The organism is Nostoc sp. WHI (assembly GCF_015714725.1).
In the GTDB taxonomy this organism is placed as follows: Bacteria; Cyanobacteriota; Cyanobacteriia; order Cyanobacteriales; family Nostocaceae; genus Nostoc.
This window is the reverse complement of sequence record NZ_WBKM01000279.1, coordinates 1-20,466: the sequence shown is the minus strand read 5'-3', so window position 1 is coordinate 20,466 and position 20,466 is coordinate 1. Positions and strand designations below refer to the sequence as shown.

Below are 20,466 nucleotides of genomic sequence, written 5' to 3'. Positions count from 1 at the left end.
ATGATTGAGCAAATTGCGATCGCTTTTGAGCATAAAGACTATCAAACAGCTGCTAAATTACTCAAACAGCTGCAAAAAGAATCACCAGAAAATCCTTGGGTACAATACTATCTCGGTCGGCTACATGAAGTATCTGGAAAACGCCAGGATGCAGAAAAAATTTATCGGCAACTACTGCGAGATACGACGAATACCAAAATAGTGACCCTAGCACGACAAAGTTTGCGACGGTTACAAGAAATAGAGCAAGAAGAAAGACAAAGAGCCATTTCTCAAGCTACAACCCAAGCCAGCGACATCGAATTTGGTGTACTAATCTTAGAACCTCTCAGTACCGAGATAAAAACAGAAGCATCTCAAAAATTCGCCCAGATTATGCAGCTAGACCCCTACACTGCACGGCTAATACTGCCAAGTCGTGGCTGGAGGTTGTACCGCACTGGCCAAGTGGGAGAACTAAAATTTTATGGCGAACAGCTACAGCAGGCTGGTATTCCCTGCTTTTGGGCAAAAATAGCTCAAATTCAGCAAATTCAAGTTTTTCAAGTCAAACATTTCCAAGAATCTGCTCCACAAGCTGCTATTGTTTGCCGCAATGAGGCAAATCAACTCGGTTCTTTAACTTTTGACTGGTCAGAAGTCACAGCGCGAGTCGTTGGACTATTGCCTATTTTTGAGGAAGTCGTAGATCGCGACATCCGTGGTAAATTGGAACGAAAAACTCAAACACAAGACTATACCCAGTTTTGTGATTTACACCTACCTGGTAGACGTTGTATTCTGCGACTTTATGATTACGGCTATGAATTCCAGCAAGGTTTAGAAATCATTCCTCAAGCTAGCCAAAATACCATCAGAATTAATTGGAATAGTTTATCGAGTTGGATTGACCAGCAATTACCTCAAGTCAAAATTTGGTCAGATTTCACGTCTTTTGCAGATACAACATTAGATCAAACAGAAATGCTAAGTCATATCAAGTCTCACATTGATCTGTTTCGTAGGGAAGAGACTAATTGGGATTCAGCTTTTCATTTATATAGTGGATTAGTGTTTGTTAAATAATTAGTAGACAAGTATAAAATGACGCGCTTTATACATGACAAATTGCCAAGGACTATCTGGAAGAATTACTAAAAGATTACGGAGAAGTCAAGCCATCAGAAAAAGTTTCAGGAGAGATTAAAGAAATAGATGTTTTGTTTATTCCTTCTAAACAGCAAAGCTCTAATTTACAAGTGCTAGGATTGCTAGGAAGATTTGCTGAACATCCAGCGCTCATAGAACCCTTCCGCAATCCAGCTTCTACCGATGAAATATGCGACTGTATTCTAAAATTATTAGAAATAAAGGCTCTCGTGCGACGAGAAGCTAAAGCAAATAAAACCAAACTTCAGGACTCAGAAATTCCCAAATTGTGGGTTCTTACACCTACCGTATCTGAAGCTAGATTGTCTAGTTTTGGAACTATTCAAAAAGAAGGTTGGTTATCGGGAGTATATTTTCTGCCAGATGCCTTGCGGACAGCAATTGTAGCGATACATCAACTACCGCAAACACAGGAGACTTTGTGGTTGAGGCTTTTGGGTAGAGGAAGTGTGCAATCACAAGCGATTGTCGAATTGCAAGTGTTACCATTAAACTATCCATACCAAAAAGCAACACTCGAATTAGTTTACAACTTGCGCGAAAACTTGAGAGTAAATCAAGAATTAGAAGAAGATGATAGGGAGTTAATTATGCGACTAGAACCACTTTATCAAAGAGACAGAGAACAAGCTGTACAGTTAGGAGAACAACGTTTGATTATACGTCAACTCAATCGTCGTATTGGGGAAATTAATGCATTATTAATCGAGAGAATTAAAGGATTATCGATTGAACAATTAGAGAATCTAGGAGAAGCATTACTAGACTTTTCTAATGTTGCTGATTTAGAAGCTTGGTTAAACCAACAATAAAATAAATGATCATCAGTAGATTAATTTATAGCAATCCGATTGGATTTTTGAAAAAATTTAAGATGGTTAGTCTAGCTTTATATTCCACATAAAGGAAGCTATCAAATTTATGAATACACTAAGTCCTAAAAACCAACAGCTAGGGGGTTTGTACGTCCAATCCCCTCAAGGAGAACAACTAGTTTTTCCGCTCAAGCAAACGGAAGTTATAGCGAAAATTGCAGGTAACTTGTCACGAGTTGAGGTAATCCAAAGTTTTGAAAATCCCTTCACGCAGCCTTTAGAAGCAGTCTATGTCTTTCCATTACCTGATGAGGCGGCGGTGGATGACATGGAAATCAAAATAGGCGATCGCATCATCAAAGGTAATATTAAAAAACGTGAAGAAGCACAACAAATCTATGAAAAAGCCAAACAAGAAGGACGTACCGCCGGACTTCTAGAACAGGAACGAGACAACATCTTTACCCAATCTCTGGCTAACATTAAACCTGGCGAACAAATTGATGTCACAATTCGTTACACCGAAAGTTTAAAATTTGAGGCGGGAAACTACGAATTTGTTTTCCCGATGGTGGTGGGGCCAAGATATATTCCAGGAACGCCGATAGATGGTAGCGGTGACACAGATAGAGTTCCTGATGCTTCGCGCATTACACCGCCTATAGTCTTAGAAGAAATGCGAACCTCGCGATCGCGTCACAATATTAATGTCACAATAGAAATTGATGCTGGTTTACTAATTTCTGAAGTGCGTTCTCCTTCCCATCAATTAAAAATTGAACATTCAGGTCAAATTGTGCGGATTGAATTAGCTGGAGAAGATACAATTCCCAACAAAGATTTAATTCTCCGCTATCAAGTTTCTGGTAAAGAAACTCAATCCACAGTATTAACCCAAGCCGACGAGCGCGGCGGACATTTTGCAATATATCTGATTCCAGCTTTGGAATATTCTACTGATGAGATTGTCCCTAAAGATGTCGTATTTTTGGTGGATACTTCCGGTTCCCAATCTGGCGATCCGTTGCAAAAGTGTCAGGAATTGATGCGGCGATTTATCAATGGGTTGAATCCCAATGATACTTTTACAATTATCGATTTTTCCGATAGAGTCAGACAGTTATCGCCAACACCTCTGCCGAATACATCAGAAAATCGTGCCCAAGCGATCGCTTACATTAACAATTTACAAGCTGATGGCAGTACAGAAATGCTCAGTGGCATTCGTACAGCTATAAATTTCCCTACACCAGTCGGAAGATTACGCAGTGTTGTACTTCTAACCGATGGCTACATCGGCAACGAAAACGAGATTTTAGCAGAAGTACAACAGCACCTACAACCAGGAAATCGCCTTTACAGTTTCGGTGCTGGTAGTTCAGTTAACCGTTTTTTACTGAATCGCATCGCTGAAATTGGCCGGGGAATATCCCGAATTATTCGTCATGATGAACCCACAGAAGAAGTTGCCGAAAAGTTCTACAGGCAAATTAACAATCCTGTACTCACGAATATTCAAATCTCTTGGCAAGGTGAGACAGAATCGCCTGTTATTTACCCAGCCATAGCGCCTGATTTATTTAGCGAACAACCATTAGTTTTGTTTGGTCGCAAACAAGATGGAACTAGCGGCAATCTGCAAATCTCCGGCGTTGCTGCGGGCGGTAAGCCCTATGAAAAAACGTTTCACCTCATATTTGAGGAAACGGGAAATTTTGCTGTAGCGCAGTTATGGGGACGCGCTTGCATCAAAGATTTGATGAATCAAATGGTAAGTTTTGAAACTAAAGCTGGTGTAGAAGCGGTTACGGAAACAGCCTTAACTTATCAACTGCTTTCTCAATACACTGCTTTTGTGGCTGTCAGCGATGATGTGCGGGTTGAACGAGGAAGCGAATACGTGTCTATGCAAATGCCAGTGGAAATGCCTGAACTATTTAGTTACTTTGCTAGTGTTCCTGCTGGTATTTTTGGGAGTCAAAGCTTAAGCTTAAAGGCAGAAGCTCCAGATTTTCTCCGGCAAAGGCGATCGCCACAATCTCCAGTAGCCAAAAAAGTCGAGATATCTTTGAGCTCTGATTCCGAGGAGATGGAACAAGGTGAAATATTAGACGCAGCCATCAACCATCAGTTAGAGGTCATAAGCGCTACTGGCTTGGATGAAACAGAAATTGCTGACTTAACCCAACACCTTCAACAACTAAACTTTCCTTCCGGCTTCAATGGTGAAATCGTCTTTGAGTTCACCGTCAACAAAGGTCGGGTAGAACGGGTAGTTTTGGATAAGGAAACCTCAACCCTAAAAGATGCAGTTGTAGTGGAAAAAATTAAGCGATCGCTCCTACTTTGGAGAGTTCCCCCATCTACAACTGGCAAAGTTATCTTAACCTTGCATCTTCACGTTTAACTTCTAGAGACCGTAAATTTACGGTCTCTACAAATTAATTCTTAGGAGTTTTAATCTGACGTGCCATATCTAAGTAAGCACTCATATTTGCCCCTGGACGCCGACGACCGTTAGAGCTAGTAGCCGAAGGAGCAAGATATTTTGGCGCAAAGGTGGTTTCCTTTGGCTCCTCTTTGAGAACTTTGGCTGCTAAAGCTTTTGTATTATTACCGGGTTGAATTTTCAGACCCTCAGCAGTCTGGATTAGCTGAACATCGGCTGGTTTTGGATTTTTAGCTGATTTTGCTTTATCCTTAACTGCGGCGGTTTTTGTTCCGTTCAATGAATCTGGCTTGGATGAGGCTGGTGCATCTAATGAAATTGCTTTTTGAGCATTTGATCCAACTGTCTCCACTACTTTCTTCGCGTTTGATGCTGCCTCTTGAACTGTATCCTTGGCTTCGTCCAATTCTAAGAAGTAGCCGTTACTTTTCTTCACAGGTAACAGCTTAGTAACGAAACCCAAAATACCGTTCAGAAAACCCAGAATACCTGAAATTAACTTTTTGATAAAATCCATTAGATTACTCCTGCCTTTTATATTTGGAACTCGACCGTAATTGTTAAAAATTACGACAAAATGTTACATTTTCTGCTTTGAGTCACCCCATTCTGGTGACAACCCTTATAGGTTTGTCTTTAATCAACATTGTAGTAAAACTACAGGGCAAATGTTCTATTGCACGCATTTGCAACCTATATACACCGAGAACTAATTATTAAATTTTACTGTAACTAAGAGCAAGATTCTGAAAGATATGCTTTACAAAAATTAATATTTCTTTGCTTAGTAAATATTTATTTGAGTGAAGCAAGCAGTTTATTCTCAACCAGTGAGAGGAGTGTCATAGCTTATTAGCAGATGGTGAGATAAATTAGTTAAATTTTATACAACTTATCTTTGGAAGCATTTCAGTTTTGCAAAAACATCTTTTAAAGAATCCGAAGCGCAATCCCGTGTTATTGATACACGGAATTGACGACACAGAGGCAGTTTTCCATAAAATGGCGGCTCAGTTAAGACTACAGGGTTGGTCTGTATATTCCCTCAATCTCGTACCTAATAATGGTGATGTGGGTCTTGGTGAATTGGCAAACCAAGTAGCAGATTATGTTACAGCCACCTTTGCCCCAGAACAACATCTAGATTTAGTAGGCTTCAGCATGGGAGGAATTGTCAGCCGTTACTATGTCCAGCGACTTGGAGGAATTAACCGCGTTCAACGGTTTATCACCATCTCTTCACCCCATCACGGAACTGTGGTTGCTTATGGTTCCCGACGCCCTGGTTGCGTACAAATGCGCCCCGACAGCATTTTTCTCAAGGATTTAAATTCTGATGCTGTAATATTGGGACAGCTAGATTTTACGTCTATCTGGACACCTTATGATTTGATGATTGTCCCAGCGAATAGTTCACAAATGTCCGTAGGAAGCGAAGTAATAGTACCAGTTACTCTACACCCTTGGATGCTGACAGACTCCAGGAGTTTAGCAGTAGTGAAAGCAGCTTTAGCAGAGCCTATTAAGCTGCCTTTCCTTCAGAAAGCATCCAGTCAGTAGCCTGAATGCTTACCACGCCTGATTTATTTATCTTTAAATTACGAATTACGAATTACGAATTTCTTAAGTCCTATCCCCAATTTGTGTATGTTCGTAACTTCCAAAAATCGCATCTGGGTGACGATAATACTTGAATTCCATCAGGTTATAAAAAGGATCTTCTAAAAAGAAAGTGCGATGCTCAAGAGTAGAATCAACAAAGCGGTTTTTAGTTTCTTCGCGAAAAAGTAGCTGTTGTTGTTGTGCCCTTTCTAGTAAGTCTTGCCAGTCACGTTCTTGAGTAAAAATTAGCCCAAAGTGTCTGGGATAGATAGTGGGTTGGGGTGTCAAAGGTTCTTTTGTGATGTGAGCCACTAGCTGATGACCGTAAAGATTAAGAATCAGGGCGTGGTGGTTCTCACGACCAGGAATGCAGCCCAAACCATCTACATAATATGCTTTTGTTTGGGCAATATCAGTGACAGGGAAAGCAAGATGGAATAAAGTTTGGCTCATAATTTGTGTGCAGAAGACTAGTAGTTGATGCTATCTACAATTTATAAGGGAAATGCCGACGCAATTTAGTTAATTTAGCTGGAAAGGTGTCAGCGAAGAGGAAAAGGGGCAGTTCTTGCAGGGGGAAAACCCCATAAATAAATTTATTGGCTCTGAAACCATGAGTGCAGGGGAAATGAGCGTATCTTTCCCCCCGGCTCCCTGCTCCCCCGCTCCCCTGCCTCTTGGTCAGAAATTAAGCACTAAGCGTGATAAATTCGTTATTCTGTTGATGTTCAGACAAAATTACTCATGATTAGCTGATGTCATCCTTAATTTATTCTATAAATCCCTGGTTGGTGGCAGTGGGATTAAACACAATTTTATTGGGTTTAGCTGCGATCGCTCCAAAAAAACTGCTGACCCCTGCTGGATTATTCCACGCCTGGTTACTGGCCATCCTAATTTGGGTAACTCTTGGCTGGCAAGGATATGCAGTGGTAATGTTCTATTTTATAGTTGGTTCTGGCGTTACTCGCATCGGTATGGCACAGAAAGAGGCAGAAGGAATTGCCGAAAAGCGTTCTGGGGCAAGAGGTCCAGAAAATGTTTGGGGTTCGGCTTTGATTGGGGCGCTGTGTGCTTTGGGAGTAGGACTGATCAATTCGGGATTTTTTGTACCTATTCCCCAACCCCTACTATTATTAGCCTATGTAGCAAGTTTCAGTACCAAGCTTGCTGACACCACTGCTAGCGAAGTGGGTAAAGCTTATGGTAAAAGCACCTTTCTAATTACCACATTTCAACCAGTGCCTCGCGGTACAGAAGGGGCAGTAAGTTTAGAGGGAACTTTAGCTGGTATTGTGGCTTCTGTAGCGATCGCATTTGTTGGTTGGGGAGTTGGTTTAATTGATTTATTAGGAGTAGCTTGGTGTGTACTGGCAGCATTTATTGCCACCAACTTAGAAAGTGTGATTGGGGCAACGCTGCAATCTAAGTATACTTGGCTGACTAATGAAGTAGTAAATATTTTTAATACTTTAATCGGTGCGATCGCATCTGTGCTAATTGCCTGGACATGGATCAATATCATTAACTAGATCGGTGAGAATAAACAATTACTCATTTAGGTAGGAATTGGGCAAAACAGTTCTGAATTCCAAGTAAAAAAGTGAGATTTGCTACTCGCTACTCAACAGGGGCTAAACCCTAGCTATCCGCTAACAGCACTCATTAGGAGCATTGGTAGAAAACAAGCAATCTGTCTTACTACTATGCTAACGCTGATATTTTAAATCCTGTTTTGTCCCCGCTAGACTGTAAATGTGATCATGGCAAATTATTTTATTTCCTAGTTGCAGTAGATTTCCAGGAAAGTGAAGTACACAAGCTGAGTCTCAAAGCCTGTTTTACTCCTGAATTCTGCTTTATATAATTTTTTGACCATTTAGATGTAATTACTTAATGGAATCTTTATCATATTTATTTATCCATGACCAGATTATTTCTATATGATTTAACTTAAAAGTCCTATACGTGTTTAACCATTTTCACATAATTAGTTCATGGAATCTTTATCATTTCTAACAATCAATGACCAAATAATTTCTATTGAGGAAGCAGTAAAGTACCTACAAGCCTCTGGAAAATTGGGACATTTCATTGGGGATATTCTCCGCCAGCACGTAATTGAGCAAGAAATCCGAACACGAGACGATATCGAAATTGGTTCAGCATTAACTGAACAGGCAATTATTGACTTTAGGCTCACTAATCAACTGACTGACCCCCAAAGTTTTCAAGACTGGTTAAAAACTAATAACACAGATTACGCTACCTTTCACACATCGGTTACTTTTGGCTACAAGTTAGAAAAGCTGAAAACTGTAGTGACAGAAGCAAAACTCCAAGAATATTTTATTGAGCGCAAAATTTTTTTAGATCGGGTGGTGCTTTCTCGGATTGTTGTTGACAATCGGGAACTGGCAGACGAACTCCAAACCCAAATTGAAGAAGGAGGTAGCTTTGAGCAACTAGCTAAAGATTATTCACTTGCAGAAGACCGAATTATGAACGGCATGATGGGAATCATCAGCCGAGGAAGTATGCCGGATATATTACGGGCAGCTATTGATGTGGCGAGTCCTGGACAATTGATCGGACCAATAGAAATCGTTGGCAAAGACTCTCCCCAAAGAGAAGTACCTTATGGTTTGTTTCGAGTAGAACAATTTCTGCCAGCGTCTTTAGAAGATACTCAACTCAAGCAAGCACTACAAAATGAGTTATTTGAGAAATGGCTAGCAGAGAAAATTCAAAAACTGACAGTCAAATTACAGGTGAGTTAAAAATTCTGGATAATGAATCTTTACGATTAAAAGTGCTAGCTTCTTTGCCTTGGAATCAGCCACCCCTATGCTGGCTGACTCCCGAACAACAATCCCAATTGGAAAATGAGTCGGAAACCCGTCAGTATCGTCTTGGAGAAAAAATCTGGTCAAACGATATTGGCAGTTACCAATTCTTGATTGTGGCTGGGAAAGTTCGCTTGCGAGAAGAGGGCATTGGCAAACCAATAGCCGCCTTAGATGCGGGGGATTGGTTTGGCGACTTACAGAAGCTATCGACAAATTTTAAAGCTGTAGCTGCTAGTAAAGAAGTGGTAGTAGTGCGTTGGGATACAGCACTGTGGGCAGAATTTTCTAATCCACAGCTTCAGGAATTCTGGCAAGTCTTACCAATGGAAAGCGAGGGGGAGAAAGAGACATTCTCTTACTTTTCAACTTCTTCACTACCCCCAGCCTCAGAAGGAACTTCTAGCCCCCACAGCCTCCAACCCCAAAGAGGACTCCCAGCCGCCAATCTGATCGTCTCAAATTATCCTTTTGTTGCTAGCTGGAACACTGCTGCGGCTTGTCTAACAATGGTGGCGCAGCAATTAGAAAATTCTGTGCAACTGGAATGGGTGCAACGCCAACTGAGAGGACAACGGCCAAAACAGGTTGTAGAAGCAGCAGAAAAATTAGGGTTAGTGTTGCGGCGGTTACAAGTGAGTTGGGGTGAGTTGCGGCAGACATCATTTCCAGCTTTATTACTGTGGAATTCTGACTCAGCCCAAAGTCGCTCTTGGGTGGTAGCGTATGGAGTTAAGGGCGATCGCCTAATTATTGCTAACCCTCTAAATCCCGATCAGATTTGCGAAAGCTTGCCGCAGTCGGTAGTTGAGGCGGGCTGGGATGGACAATTGTGGCAAGTAGAACTCATATCCCAGCAAGAAAAATTTAACCTCAGTTGGTTCACCCCAGCAGTTTGGAAATATAAAGGATTGCTAACAGAAGTATTGTTAGCATCTTTTACCTTGCAGCTTTTGGGATTAACAACACCGCTAATTACCCAAGTCGTCATTGATAAAGTGATGGTGCAGGAGAGTTTGCCCACTCTTGATGTCATGGCGATCGCACTACTTTTCGTAGCCATATTTGAGTCCATACTTGGTATTCTGCGCCTATTCATCTTTACCCATACAGCTCGCCGCCTAGATTTGAGTTTATCAGCACAGCTATTTCGCCATTTGATGCGTCTGCCCTTGGCTTATTTTGAGTCGCGGCGCGTCGGAGACACAGTAGCGCGAGTCCAGGAACTCGAACAAATTCGTCAGTTTCTCACAGGTACAGCAATAACTGTGATTCTAGATAGCATCTTTGCTGTGGTGTACCTGGCATTGATGTTTTACTATAATGTTCCACTTACCTTTGTGGCCTTAGCAGTACTGCCGCTATTTGCCACTTTGACGATAGTTGCAACACCAATTCTGCGTAACTGGCTCAACGAAACCTTTAACCGGAGTGCCGATAGTCAATCGTTTTTAGTGGAGACAATCACAGGGATTCACTCCGTTAAAGCCCATGCAGCAGAACCAGTAGCACGCGATCGCTGGGAAGGCTTATTTGCTCGCTTCATCCGCACAGGTTTTAAAGCCTCTACCACATCTAATATCAGCAGCAATCTGGGTGACTTTCTCACCAATTTGTCTACAATACTAATTCTTTGGTTTGGCGCCAAATTAGTCATCGAACAAAAGCTCACAATCGGACAGCTTGTTGCGTTTCAAATGCTGTCTGGCAGAGTCACAGGCCCACTTTTGCGCTTGGTACAATTGTGGCAAACCCTGCAACAAGTTCTACTTTCTGTAGACCGCATTGGTGATATTCTTAATGTCTCCCCAGAGGCGGAACTGGGAACTGGCTTAGTTTTACCACCCCTGAAAGGACAAGTCACCTTTGAACAAGTATTTTTTCGCTACCGGCCGAACTTTGAAGCAATTTTGCGCGGAATATCTTTCAATGCCGAACCAGGGCAATTTGTTGGCATTGTTGGACGTAGCGGTTCTGGTAAAAGTACCCTATCTAAACTATTGCAACGCCTCTATCAAATTGAATCAGGACGCATCCTCATTGATGGTTTTGATATTAAAAGTGCCGATTTAGCCTCACTGCGGCAACAAGTTAGTGTAGTTCTTCAAGAAGACTTTTTATTTAACGGTTCTATTTTGGAAAATATCACTCTCGGTAATCCCGACATTACCGCAGAACAAGTAGTAGAAGCGGCAAGACTAGCAGTAGCCCACGACTTCATCAGTCAATTACCCTACGGTTACGAAAGCAATGTTGGTGAACGCGGTACCGCTTTATCTGGCGGACAGAGACAACGTATTGCTCTAGCAAGGTTATTTCTTTCCCAATCGCCGATTTTAGTTTTGGATGAAGCTACCAGCGCTTTGGATAGTGAAACTGAACAACAAGTATTGCAAAACCTGCAAAAAATTTCTGCTAACCGTACCGTGTTCCTCATTGCTCACCGCTTTGCTCCCCTCAAACGTGCTGATTTGATTTTGGTGTTGGAGCAAGGCGTAATTGCCGAACGTGGTACTCACTCAGAGTTATTGCAACAAAAAGGTTTGTACTATTCGCTATATCAACGGCAGCAAGCAAACATTTAGTGGATTTAACTAGCTTTTAGCTTGTGGCTAGTACAGCACAGTGGAAATCCAGCTACCATCTCAATTAATCAGACAAGTTGCTGTGAGCAACTTGTTAAAGGTAGGCAAACTTCCGTCACAGTGTAGTACATAAAAGATAAACCCAAACTGATAACTGATAACGTTTATCTGTCAAGTGTTCGGGAGAAAAATACGATAAGATTCGCTGTCTACCAGAATTCTGAAACCCAGCCACATCAGAACGAAGGGGAAAATCTTGCTAGCATAACGACTGAGTATCAAAGCGATACCAGGTAGACGAGTCAGATTAAAGGACATAAATAGCCAGCAGAAAACAATTAAATAGCAAACTGGTATGATTACAGACAGATTTTGGATTGAGCTAGTGGCAAACAGGGGGATATAGATGCCAAGATTGTTGCCACCGTTGGCAATTGTTACCGAGGAGACGCGATAGGTCTGCGGATCGCGGATTATGTGCCAAAGCGATCGCTTTCTAGAATCAAATCCGTGAAATTTAGAGTTTCTTTTCAGATTGGCTGACTTATCTTCATCTGAGCCATCCTTATTCAGCTTGAGCAAATTGTTCAAGCCAATAAGTATCGGCAGAATCCCCAGTAAACCAGTCCAAGTTGATGGAATTACTAGACCCAGTAAGAAACCAAGTAAACTTACTATTACTAATACCGTAAACCCTAGAATCTCACCAGCTACAACATGTTGAGGACGAAAAGTCCGATTGACCTCACTGAAGAAGGCCGTTAGATAAATATTGTCATCAAATGTTGTTGCCACAGCCGCAGCTAGCCCAATCTTAATTGTTGCAATTAACCAATCCATCACCATTCCTCACTCAACACCTATCTGATGACCAAAACTAGCGATCGCTCAACGTTTGTAGAAAATCCACACAATATCGATATGATAATGTGAGTATCGCATATTGGGTGTAACGAGCGGCAAGTTTGGTAGTTTATATATCAAGTGGTGCTTTGACTTTATCCCCCATCTCCAATTCATCCGGCAATTTCCATCACGTAATTTATCAAAGGAGTCATTATGATTAGCCGTTTGATTGACCTTCTGCCTAAATGCACAGGTCAAAATATCTTACGGTCGCTCAGATCAGCCACTCGTAGATCGGCTACCTACAGGTTTGCAATTCGATTTTCCATTGGACTTGTCTCGATTTTGGTCTTGCCTCTAGTTTTTGACAGTTATGCTGTTGCTGCTTCTGAATCTGGTAATCAATTCCAACTATCCAAAAGATCCATAATCCAGTTACTGGAAACTGTGGGACTTTTTATGGGGGGGGTAATTTTCTGTGTAGTTTTGGATCGCTGGTTTTCTCAGCGTTCTCATCAATCTGGCAGCACGCCCTTAGCAGACCAAGCGCGGCGGCTAAAGCAACTCAAAATTGGATATCCAGAGGGGATGACAAATCTGGAAGTTCTCCGTACTCAAGGCTTGCTGGAAACGCGTTTGCGACCTTATGGGCTGACTGTCACCTGGACAAGCTTCTTATCAGCCTCTTCTCTGATAGAAGCACTCAGCAACGGAACAATTGACTTTTGCGGCGGCGGTGGTACGGCTAGCATCTTCTCTCAAGCGGCGGATCATGTATTTGTGCGGGTGGCTAAAGAAAAATATACCGCTCCCAAAGGTCAAGCGATTCTGGTATCGGAAGATTCGCCGATTCAGACACTAGCAGATTTGAAGGGTAAAAAGATCGCTTTTGACAAAGGCTCAAGCGCACATTATATACTTGTGCGATCGCTGGCAAAAGTCGGGCTAGATTTTAGTGACATCGAGCCAGTTTATCTGACACAACCGGAGGCACTGCCCCGATTCCGCCGGGGTGAAATCGATGCTTGGGTGATTTGGGTTCCCTACACAGCAACCCAAACCCGAAGCGCTTATCCAGGGCGATCGATTGCAGACCTAGAGAGTATATTTGGTGATAAAGCCTCCGTGGAAGTTCCCACCTATTACTACGCGATTCCAGAACTGGTACGCGACTATCCCGACCTACTCAAGGTAATTTTAGAAGAGGTAAACGAAGCTGGAACTTGGGCTAAGAAACAGGAATTACAAGCTGTTCAAAGATTGGCAGAACACCATGAAATCGATCCATCCATTCTAGAAATTTTACAGAAACATAGTGGCGAACGCGCCATCATTCCGATTGACGACCAATCGCTCAATGCTCTACAGCATCAGGCAAATATATTTAGAGATTTAAATCTGATTCCTGAGCGGGTGAATGTGAAAGATGGAACCTATAGCTTGCAGACCAAGCAAAACTGGACTTATTAAAATAATTCGTAATTTGAAAGTTAAATTAATCCATAGCACTACATTGTACTGCTCTTTTAAGATTTATTTTATCAATTAAGATATTAACAAAAATCCCACTTTTGATTATATTTTTTGGTATTAAAATTAGCATTTTATTATAAAATTCCATAGTAATTATTAACAATGGAGCTTATTCACACCTTAAAATCTTCTTCTTGTAAAGGTTTTAACGCTTCAAGCTGTCAAAAAAACGATTGCTATCTTTGAGAAAAAATACTTATGCTCCGTAATGATGTTGATAAAAATCTGTTGTCAGAGAAACAGATAAACGTCTCTTCAATCTCCTCATTAGATAGCTTTAATACAGAGAATGACTATAGCATCAACTTCAGCAGACATAGTAGCTATAACTCAACTGATGCTGATGTAGAATTGCTAAATAAAAATGACTCAGAAATTACCAGTGACACGACTGCTAGCAGCAGTAATTATAACTCTACCAATGGCTATGGCTTGATTAATGCAGCAGCAGCAGTGGCTAGAGCTACTAATCAAAATACCTTTGCTGATGTTACTGATTTGGGTGGCAATAATTGGGGGGCAGACCTTGTTAAAGCACCGGAAGTTTGGACACAGGGATACACAGGTAACGGTGTTGTTGTCGCCGTTGTAGATACTGGAGTTGACTACAACCACGAGGATTTAAGAAATAATATCTGGACGAATGCCAACGAAATTGTAAGTAACGGCATAGATGATGATGGCAATGGCTATGTTGATGATAATTATGGCTGGAACTTTGCTGAGAAAAACAACAACACCTTAGATAAACATGGTCATGGTACTCATGTTTCTGGCGCGATCGCAGGAGAAAATAATAACTACGGTGTCACTGGTATTGCTTATAATGCCAAAATTATGCCCGTCAAAGTTTTGAATGACTCTGGCTCTGGTTCCTATAATTCCATATCTAAGGGTATTCGCTACGCTGTGGATAATGGAGCTAATGTGATTAACCTCAGTTTAGGAGGTGCATCTTCCAATCGAACTCTAGAGTCAGCTATTAATTATGCCAGCAGTAAAGGAGCGATTGTCGTCATGGCAGCAGGTAATGATGGTGACTTATTACCAGACTATCCCGCCCGCTATGCATACAAGTCGGGAATTGCCGTTGGGGCAGTAGATAGGAATAATAATATGCCTGACTTCTCTAACCGCTCGGGAACGAAGGAAATCGCTTATGTCACAGCTCCTGGAGTCAAGGTTTACTCCTCAATTCCAAATAATCAATATGCCACTTATAGCGGCACTTCTATGGCTGCTCCCCACGTCGCTGGTGTAGTTGCTCTGATGTTAAGTGCTAACTCTAACCTGAGTGATGCCCAAGTACGTCAGATTGTCACAGAAACGGCAGGAAATAGTACACAAACTACAATCTCTAGTTTGAATATTTCTAATGTCAGTTCTCTGACAAGTCAAGCGATATCTAACGATAAGCTGCTACGCATCTACGCACAGGCGACAAATTATCTAACACCAGAAACCATCGCTAGTTTGAATAATTCCAATGTTGGTTTTGTAATCAGTCAAGCAATTACAGAAACGGTAAAATATCTGACACCAGAAACCATGTCTAGTTTGAATAATTTCAATGTTGGTGGTGTAATCAGTGAAGCAATTACAGAAACGGTAAAATATCTGACACCATCTGAAAGTAATTACAGATTAGCGAATCCAGAATTATGGTCTCAATTTTAAGACTATGAGAAGATTCTAAGCGGCATCAATGATCATAATAAGGCTCAGGAACCATCGAACGCTGCCCATCCCACAAGATGGAATAATTTATTTTCTGGTGTTCCCTAAGCTGACACAAATATACAGCGTGTGCTTCTACCACGTATTGCATCTATAGGAAAATCACTATAAATCAAAATGGCGTCTGAAGCGGGGATCGATGTTGTCTGTTTTCTGCTGATTGCAGGCAAAGCAGAGGGTTTGTAGATTGCTGATATCGTTTTGACCGCCACGGGCAAGAGGAATGATATGGTCAATAGTTAGGTTAGTTTCTACAGTGGTTTTACCACAACTTTGGCATTGATATTTGTCACGTTGCAAGACATATTTTTTTACTTCCGGTGGAATACGAATGCGGGGAGTTTTGCTCATGATTATTTACGGAACTCTTAATAATCTAGTTCTACTGTGGGTAGAGTAGCCGTGTCCATAGCCCGAAGCAGATGAGTGAGCAAATTTAATTAAATCATCAGCGATGCCTTCTCTACGAGAGGCTTCGCCAACGGCGAGCTACGCTAACGCACAACCTTAGATTCTAAGCTGTGACTTGAGCTATTGTTAACATTAAATAAAGTAAGCGTAACCAAAATATAGAAAATGTCTCAAGAACTAAACGAAGTTAAAGGACTTGCTCGTAAACTCACACCTGAAGAGCAATTGGATCTAATTGCCTACTTAACGCAAAGGCTGCAACGTTGCGAAATCAAACGTAAACCAAGCCGCAATATTATGGAATTTGCCGGTATAGCACCTAATCTCATGGGAGGAATGGATGCTCAGGAATATGTTAGACGCATACGGAGTGGAGAGCCTTTAGAGCTAGAGAGTGAACAAGTGCAATCAAGGAAAGAGGAGTGAATATTACAGAAAGTTTACAAGATGTGAGGCGCTTGTTTCTGGATACCGTGCCAGTTATTTACTTCGTTGAGCGACACCCACAATACTTTGCACTTACCAGAGTCGTGTTTGATCTGCTTCAGAACACGTCACTTATAGGCGTAGCTTCACCTGTTACTTTAGCTGAGTGTTTAGTTCGTCCCTATAGTTTAGAACAAACAGAGTTACAGAAGGATTTTATTGAGTTGATTACTAATAATGATGACATTGAGTTTGTGCCAATTGATGATTTAAACATAGCACTGGAAGCTGCTCAGATACGTGCTAGGCATAACATACAATTACCTGATGCTTTTCAGATAACCGTAGCTTTAGCAGCAGGCTGTGATGCTTTTTTAACCAATGATGTCACATTCAGGCGCGTTACAGAGTTACAAGTTTTAATGCTCAATGACTTTAGTACTGCTGAATAAACAAGAATGATCAAAATAATTTTAGGTAGTGTCTCAACGCAGTAACACACCACCTAAAATTTCTCAGCACTTTAGCACTGTTAAGGCACAATCAGAACTGGGCAAGGGGAAAGGTTAATCACGCGAGTGGTAACACTATCATCCGCTCCCTCTTCAGTCAAGCCTAACCCTCGGCAGCCCATAATGATTAAATCTGCCCCGATTTCATCAGCGACATCGCAGATGGTAAAAGCTGGTTTGCCTTGTTTTTCTAAGACTTCAGCTTTAATTCCTTGCCCAGAAAATAAAGATTGAGCATTTTCCAGCAATTTGGCAACTATCTCTGGCGACACCATCGGATCTGCACTAGGTGCATCTGGCGGTGGTTCTTCTACCACAGACAGCAGCACCAAGCGACTGCCGTACTTTTGGACGACATTGGTAACTACGTCAGCAGCTTCCCGCGTTTCCCGGCTTTGATCAATTGGAAATAGTACTGTCTTAAACATCTCACTCACCTGGGCACCCCTGACTCCGGTAAAATCTGGATGGTTCTACTTTCAAAACAATAACAAAAAGGCAATCAGGAGAGTTTGGTGTGTCCAAAAAAAGTTTAGCAAGTTTATCTGCGGCTGATATATCTGGTAAACGTGCCTTAGTACGGGTTGATTTTAATGTGCCTGTGGATGATCAAGGCAACATTACCGACGATACTCGCATTCGCGCAGCTCTACCAACCATCAAAGATTTGACGCAGAAGGGAGCTAAGGTCATTCTAGCAAGCCATTTTGGGCGTCCAAAGGGTGTAGATGAGAAATTACGCCTAACTCCCGTTGCCAAGCGTCTCTCTGAGTTACTGGGGCAAGAAGTCGTAAAGACTGATGATTCTATTGGCGATGAAGTTACAGCTAAAGTTGACGCATTGCAAAATGGTCAAGTGCTGTTGCTAGAAAATGTTCGTTTTTACAAAGAAGAAGAGAAAAACGACCCAGAATTTGCGAAAAAATTGGCAGCCAATGCTGATTTTTATGTAAATGATGCTTTTGGGACTGCACACCGCGCTCATGCTTCTACTGAAGGCGTGACTAAATTCCTGAGTCCTTCTGTGGCTGGATATTTGGTTGAGAAGGAATTGCAATATCTGCAAAATGCCATTGAAAATCCCCAACGTCCTTTGGCAGCAATTATCGGTGGCTCCAAAGTTTCCAGTAAAATTGGTGTGATTGAAACGCTGCTGGAAAAGTGCGACAAGCTAATCATCGGCGGTGGGATGATTTTCACATTCTACAAAGCCCGTGGTTTGAATGTCGGTAAGTCTCTGGTGGAAGATGACAAGCTAGAACTAGCGAAGTCTTTGGAAGCTAAGGCTAAAGAACGGGGCGTTGCTTTATTGCTTCCTACAGATGTGATAGTAGCAGATAACTTTGCCCCAGATGCTAATTCTCAAACCGTTAATATTGAAAATATTCCAGATGGTTGGATGGGTTTGGATATTGGCCCAGACTCAGTAAAAGTTTTCCAAGACGCCCTTGCAGATACTAAAACAGTAATTTGGAACGGGCCGATGGGTGTGTTTGAGTTTGATAAGTTTGCGGTGGGTACGGAAGCGATCGCTCATACTCTGGCTGAAATTAGCAAAACTGGCACAACCACTATCATCGGCGGCGGCGACTCGGTAGCAGCTGTGGAAAAGGTTGGTTTAGCCGATCAAATGAGCCACATCTCTACCGGCGGCGGCGCTAGCTTGGAGTTACTTGAAGGCAAGGTGTTGCCTGGAATTGCGGCTTTAGATGAAGCGTAATAAAGTTAGCTCTTAACCTATTGTCAACATCAGTTAATTAATCGCAAATTTAGTAGGGGTACGGTATACTGTACCCCTATCAAATTACTAGTAGTTTCTTAAGTTGATAACGTTCTTATGCAACACTGACTCCTAGCGTATAAGAAAAATCAGGATTAGAAGTGCTACCAGCAGTGAAAGTTCCGCCATTTTCAGGGAAGAAATCAAATTTACTCACTGAAATAGAGTACGTACCTGCACCCAAGAAACGGCTAATTAATGACGAAGGTGGAACGCCACCATCGTTGTCACTTTCCAGTAAAGTTCCAGAACTGTTAAACAGACCGAGAACTGTATCTCCCGATACCGCTGTGCTGACAGTGACAGTTCCTGCATTTGCTAAAGAAAATGTAAAAAAGTCGAAATCGGGATTGCCGCCCGGTTGAACTGTTGCTAACTCGGCTGAAAAATTAAGGTTTGAACCTGATGAAAAGGAACCTAACACTTCAGCGGTTGATAATGAGTTGTTTGTACCTTTTCCAGCAATTTCACGCTCAGAATTGAAAAGGAAGTCATCACTATTAAGTGTGAGATTGTTTCTCCCTTGCACAATACTTATGATCTCATCTGGCTCTGCTCCCAGTTTGTCTAAGAATATTCGTGTGTTGCTTCCAACAACTTCCAAACGGTAGTCCAGTAGAGTTCCTTTGAGTTGAATTCGATCTTGGCTAGAGTCGAAGTCAGTAATAATACCTAAGTCCTCAAAACCAGGATTCACACTGTTGTTATCGTCGTAGAAATCATTTATGAAGTCACCCAGGATAAATCTATCTGCTCCAGTCCCACCAGTCAAGGTATCAATTTCTCCTAATCCAGATGGAAGCAGACTACCACCAGGAAAAACACTGATGAGGATGTCATCTCCAGCCCCGCCATTGAGTCTGTCATTGTCGAGTCCGCTTCGTAGGCTATCATCGCCGTCCTCACCGTTGAGGATATCATTGCCGGTGCCACCGCTTAGTGTGTCATCGCCTGCTCTTCCATTCAGAGTGTCGTTGCCGCTCGAATTATTAGCGAAGATGACGTTATTAAGACTGTTACCTGTAGCATTGATGGCGCTAGTTCCCGTCAGGGTCAGATTCTCCAGATTGACACCGAGTGTGTAGGTGACAGAAGACTGGACGGTATCCGTGCCTGAATTTGCAGTTTCCGTAATCGTATCAAGAGTACTATCAATTATGTAAGTGTCGTTGCCTAGTCCCCCAATTAGGGTGTCAGTACCAAAGCCGCCATTAAGTGTGTCATTGCCACTGTTACCGGATAATCGGTTATTTTGGTTATCGCCAACAATGGTGTCATTTGCATTTGTGCCGATGACATTATCAAAGTTGACTACAGTAAATGGCAATCTTCCTAAACCAGGAACGTTATTGGCAGCCAAGCTTTGGGTTTGCAGGTTAACGGTGATAGATACTCCTGGCAAAGATTGGGATGCATCTATGGTGTTGTTGGCAACACTAGCATTGGCAACAATCCTTTCTACTTTAAAGAGTTGATCTTGCCCCAATCCCCCAGCTTTTGTAACGGTTCCAACACCTGACAAGGTAATGGTTTGACCTAGTTGACTGTAGTCTGCGGTATCAATGCCATCTCCACCATCAATGCTGTCGTTACCCTGACTGCCTATGAAGGTGTCTGTGCCTGCACCACCGTTTAGAGTGTCGTTTCCTGCGCCCCCATTAATTGTGTCATTGCCATTATTACCGGATAATTGGTTATTTTGGGTATCGCCAATAATGCTGTCATTTGCATTTGTGCCGATGACATTATCAAAGTTGACTACAGTAAATGGCAAT

At 42.0% G+C, this 20,466-nt stretch carries 16 protein-coding genes and 2 pseudogenes; 12 read left to right on the top strand and 6 right to left on the bottom strand.

Annotated features, from left to right (window positions below):
• The 3 genes and pseudogenes from F8S12_RS28080 (at position 1) to F8S12_RS28070 (ending at position 4,371) form a co-directional block, all read left to right on the top strand.
• A complete protein-coding gene (locus F8S12_RS28080) occupies positions 1-1,065 on the top strand; it encodes a tetratricopeptide repeat protein (RefSeq protein WP_196519560.1) in 1,065 nt (354 codons plus the stop codon).
• Positions 1,066-1,083: 18 nt separating this feature from the next.
• A pseudogene (locus F8S12_RS28075) lies at positions 1,084-1,961 on the top strand (DUF4351 domain-containing protein).
• A 109-nt stretch (positions 1,962-2,070) separates the two neighbouring features.
• Positions 2,071-4,371, top strand: coding sequence for a VIT domain-containing protein (locus F8S12_RS28070; RefSeq protein WP_196519559.1), 2,301 nt, complete (start codon positions 2,071-2,073; stop codon positions 4,369-4,371).
• A 34-nt stretch (positions 4,372-4,405) separates the two neighbouring features.
• On the opposite strand, the gene F8S12_RS28065 is transcribed toward F8S12_RS28070, so the two are convergent.
• Complete coding sequence (locus tag F8S12_RS28065; RefSeq protein WP_196519558.1) at positions 4,406-4,930, bottom strand: hypothetical protein; 525 nt, start codon at positions 4,928-4,930, stop codon at positions 4,406-4,408.
• Between the two features lie 437 nt (positions 4,931-5,367).
• Between F8S12_RS28065 and F8S12_RS28060 the strand changes: the two genes are divergently transcribed.
• Positions 5,368-5,973, top strand: a complete 606-nt coding sequence (locus F8S12_RS28060) for an esterase/lipase family protein (RefSeq protein WP_331001455.1) — start codon at positions 5,368-5,370, stop codon at positions 5,971-5,973.
• 63 nt (positions 5,974-6,036) lie between these two features.
• Here F8S12_RS28060 and F8S12_RS28055 read toward each other — a convergent pair whose 3' ends face one another.
• The gene (locus F8S12_RS28055) at positions 6,037-6,468 is read right to left on the bottom strand and encodes a VOC family protein (protein ID WP_196519556.1); all 432 of its coding nucleotides are present in this window, start codon (positions 6,466-6,468) and stop codon (positions 6,037-6,039) included.
• Positions 6,469-6,770: 302 nt separating this feature from the next.
• Here F8S12_RS28055 and F8S12_RS28050 point away from each other — a divergent pair, with 302 nt between their 5' ends.
• The 3 genes from F8S12_RS28050 to F8S12_RS28040 all read left to right on the top strand — a co-directional run bounded on the left by F8S12_RS28050 (position 6,771) and on the right by F8S12_RS28040 (position 11,446).
• Positions 6,771-7,547, top strand: a complete 777-nt coding sequence (locus tag F8S12_RS28050) for a TIGR00297 family protein (protein ID WP_196519555.1) — start codon at positions 6,771-6,773, stop codon at positions 7,545-7,547.
• A 465-nt stretch (positions 7,548-8,012) separates the two neighbouring features.
• Positions 8,013-8,795, top strand: coding sequence for a peptidylprolyl isomerase (locus F8S12_RS28045; RefSeq protein ID WP_196519554.1), 783 nt, complete (start codon positions 8,013-8,015; stop codon positions 8,793-8,795).
• Complete coding sequence (locus F8S12_RS28040; RefSeq protein WP_196519553.1) at positions 8,744-11,446, top strand: type I secretion system permease/ATPase; 2,703 nt, start codon at positions 8,744-8,746, stop codon at positions 11,444-11,446. Before F8S12_RS28045 ends, F8S12_RS28040 begins: the two co-directional genes overlap by 52 nt.
• A 171-nt stretch (positions 11,447-11,617) precedes the next feature.
• Here F8S12_RS28040 and F8S12_RS28035 read toward each other — a convergent pair whose 3' ends face one another.
• Complete coding sequence (locus tag F8S12_RS28035; RefSeq protein ID WP_196519552.1) at positions 11,618-12,286, bottom strand: cadmium resistance transporter; 669 nt, start codon at positions 12,284-12,286, stop codon at positions 11,618-11,620.
• Between the two features lie 357 nt (positions 12,287-12,643).
• Here F8S12_RS28035 and F8S12_RS28030 point away from each other — a divergent pair, with 357 nt between their 5' ends.
• Positions 12,644-13,762: an aliphatic sulfonate ABC transporter substrate-binding protein gene (locus tag F8S12_RS28030; RefSeq protein WP_230968327.1), complete on the top strand. Its 1,119-nt coding sequence runs from the start codon at positions 12,644-12,646 to the stop codon at positions 13,760-13,762.
• Between the two features lie 261 nt (positions 13,763-14,023).
• Complete coding sequence (locus F8S12_RS28025) at positions 14,024-15,502, top strand: S8 family peptidase (RefSeq protein WP_196519550.1); 1,479 nt, start codon at positions 14,024-14,026, stop codon at positions 15,500-15,502.
• A 165-nt stretch (positions 15,503-15,667) separates the two neighbouring features.
• Here F8S12_RS28025 and F8S12_RS28020 read toward each other — a convergent pair whose 3' ends face one another.
• Positions 15,668-15,913: an HNH endonuclease gene (locus F8S12_RS28020; protein ID WP_196519549.1), complete on the bottom strand. Its 246-nt coding sequence runs from the start codon at positions 15,911-15,913 to the stop codon at positions 15,668-15,670.
• 225 nt (positions 15,914-16,138) lie between these two features.
• Here F8S12_RS28020 and F8S12_RS28015 point away from each other — a divergent pair, with 225 nt between their 5' ends.
• Together F8S12_RS28015 and F8S12_RS28010 are read left to right on the top strand one after the other, a co-directional pair.
• Positions 16,139-16,399 carry a hypothetical protein gene (locus tag F8S12_RS28015; protein ID WP_196519548.1) on the top strand — a complete coding sequence of 87 codons (261 nt, stop codon included), beginning with the start codon at positions 16,139-16,141 and terminating at the stop codon, positions 16,397-16,399.
• Entirely contained in the window at positions 16,396-16,851 is a 456-nt protein-coding gene (locus F8S12_RS28010; protein ID WP_196519547.1) for a type II toxin-antitoxin system VapC family toxin, read from the top strand. Before F8S12_RS28015 ends, F8S12_RS28010 begins: the two co-directional genes overlap by 4 nt.
• Positions 16,852-16,931: 80 nt before the next feature.
• On the opposite strand, the gene F8S12_RS28005 is transcribed toward F8S12_RS28010, so the two are convergent.
• On the bottom strand, positions 16,932-17,339 hold the full coding sequence (locus F8S12_RS28005; protein WP_196519546.1) for a universal stress protein: 408 nt from the start codon (positions 17,337-17,339) through the stop codon (positions 16,932-16,934).
• Positions 17,340-17,428: 89 nt separating this feature from the next.
• Here F8S12_RS28005 and F8S12_RS28000 point away from each other — a divergent pair, with 89 nt between their 5' ends.
• The gene (locus F8S12_RS28000) at positions 17,429-18,631 is read left to right on the top strand and encodes a phosphoglycerate kinase (RefSeq protein ID WP_196519545.1); all 1,203 of its coding nucleotides are present in this window, start codon (positions 17,429-17,431) and stop codon (positions 18,629-18,631) included.
• 115 nt (positions 18,632-18,746) lie between these two features.
• On the opposite strand, the pseudogene F8S12_RS27995 reads toward F8S12_RS28000, so the two are convergent.
• Positions 18,747-20,466, bottom strand: a pseudogene (locus F8S12_RS27995) (pre-peptidase C-terminal domain-containing protein); the annotation flags it as partial.

What these genes read in the sequence shown, in the direction of transcription:
- F8S12_RS28020 (WP_196519549.1), bottom strand. Translation starts at nt 15,913, where the DNA reads ATGAGCAAAACTCCCCGCATTCGTATTCCACCGGAAGTAAAAAAATAT.
- F8S12_RS28055 (WP_196519556.1), bottom strand. Translation starts at nt 6,468, where the DNA reads ATGAGCCAAACTTTATTCCATCTTGCTTTCCCTGTCACTGATATTGCC.
- F8S12_RS28040 (WP_196519553.1), top strand. Translation starts at nt 8,744, where the DNA reads ATGGCTAGCAGAGAAAATTCAAAAACTGACAGTCAAATTACAGGTGAG.
- F8S12_RS28065 (WP_196519558.1), bottom strand. Translation starts at nt 4,930, where the DNA reads ATGGATTTTATCAAAAAGTTAATTTCAGGTATTCTGGGTTTTCTGAAC.
- F8S12_RS28070 (WP_196519559.1), top strand. Translation starts at nt 2,071, where the DNA reads ATGAATACACTAAGTCCTAAAAACCAACAGCTAGGGGGTTTGTACGTC.
- F8S12_RS28025 (WP_196519550.1), top strand. Translation starts at nt 14,024, where the DNA reads ATGCTCCGTAATGATGTTGATAAAAATCTGTTGTCAGAGAAACAGATA.
- F8S12_RS28015 (WP_196519548.1), top strand. Translation starts at nt 16,139, where the DNA reads ATGTCTCAAGAACTAAACGAAGTTAAAGGACTTGCTCGTAAACTCACA.
- F8S12_RS28050 (WP_196519555.1), top strand. Translation starts at nt 6,771, where the DNA reads ATGTCATCCTTAATTTATTCTATAAATCCCTGGTTGGTGGCAGTGGGA.
- F8S12_RS28080 (WP_196519560.1), top strand. Translation starts at nt 1, where the DNA reads ATGATTGAGCAAATTGCGATCGCTTTTGAGCATAAAGACTATCAAACA.
- F8S12_RS28005 (WP_196519546.1), bottom strand. Translation starts at nt 17,339, where the DNA reads ATGTTTAAGACAGTACTATTTCCAATTGATCAAAGCCGGGAAACGCGG.
- F8S12_RS28045 (WP_196519554.1), top strand. Translation starts at nt 8,013, where the DNA reads ATGGAATCTTTATCATTTCTAACAATCAATGACCAAATAATTTCTATT.
- F8S12_RS28035 (WP_196519552.1), bottom strand. Translation starts at nt 12,286, where the DNA reads ATGGATTGGTTAATTGCAACAATTAAGATTGGGCTAGCTGCGGCTGTG.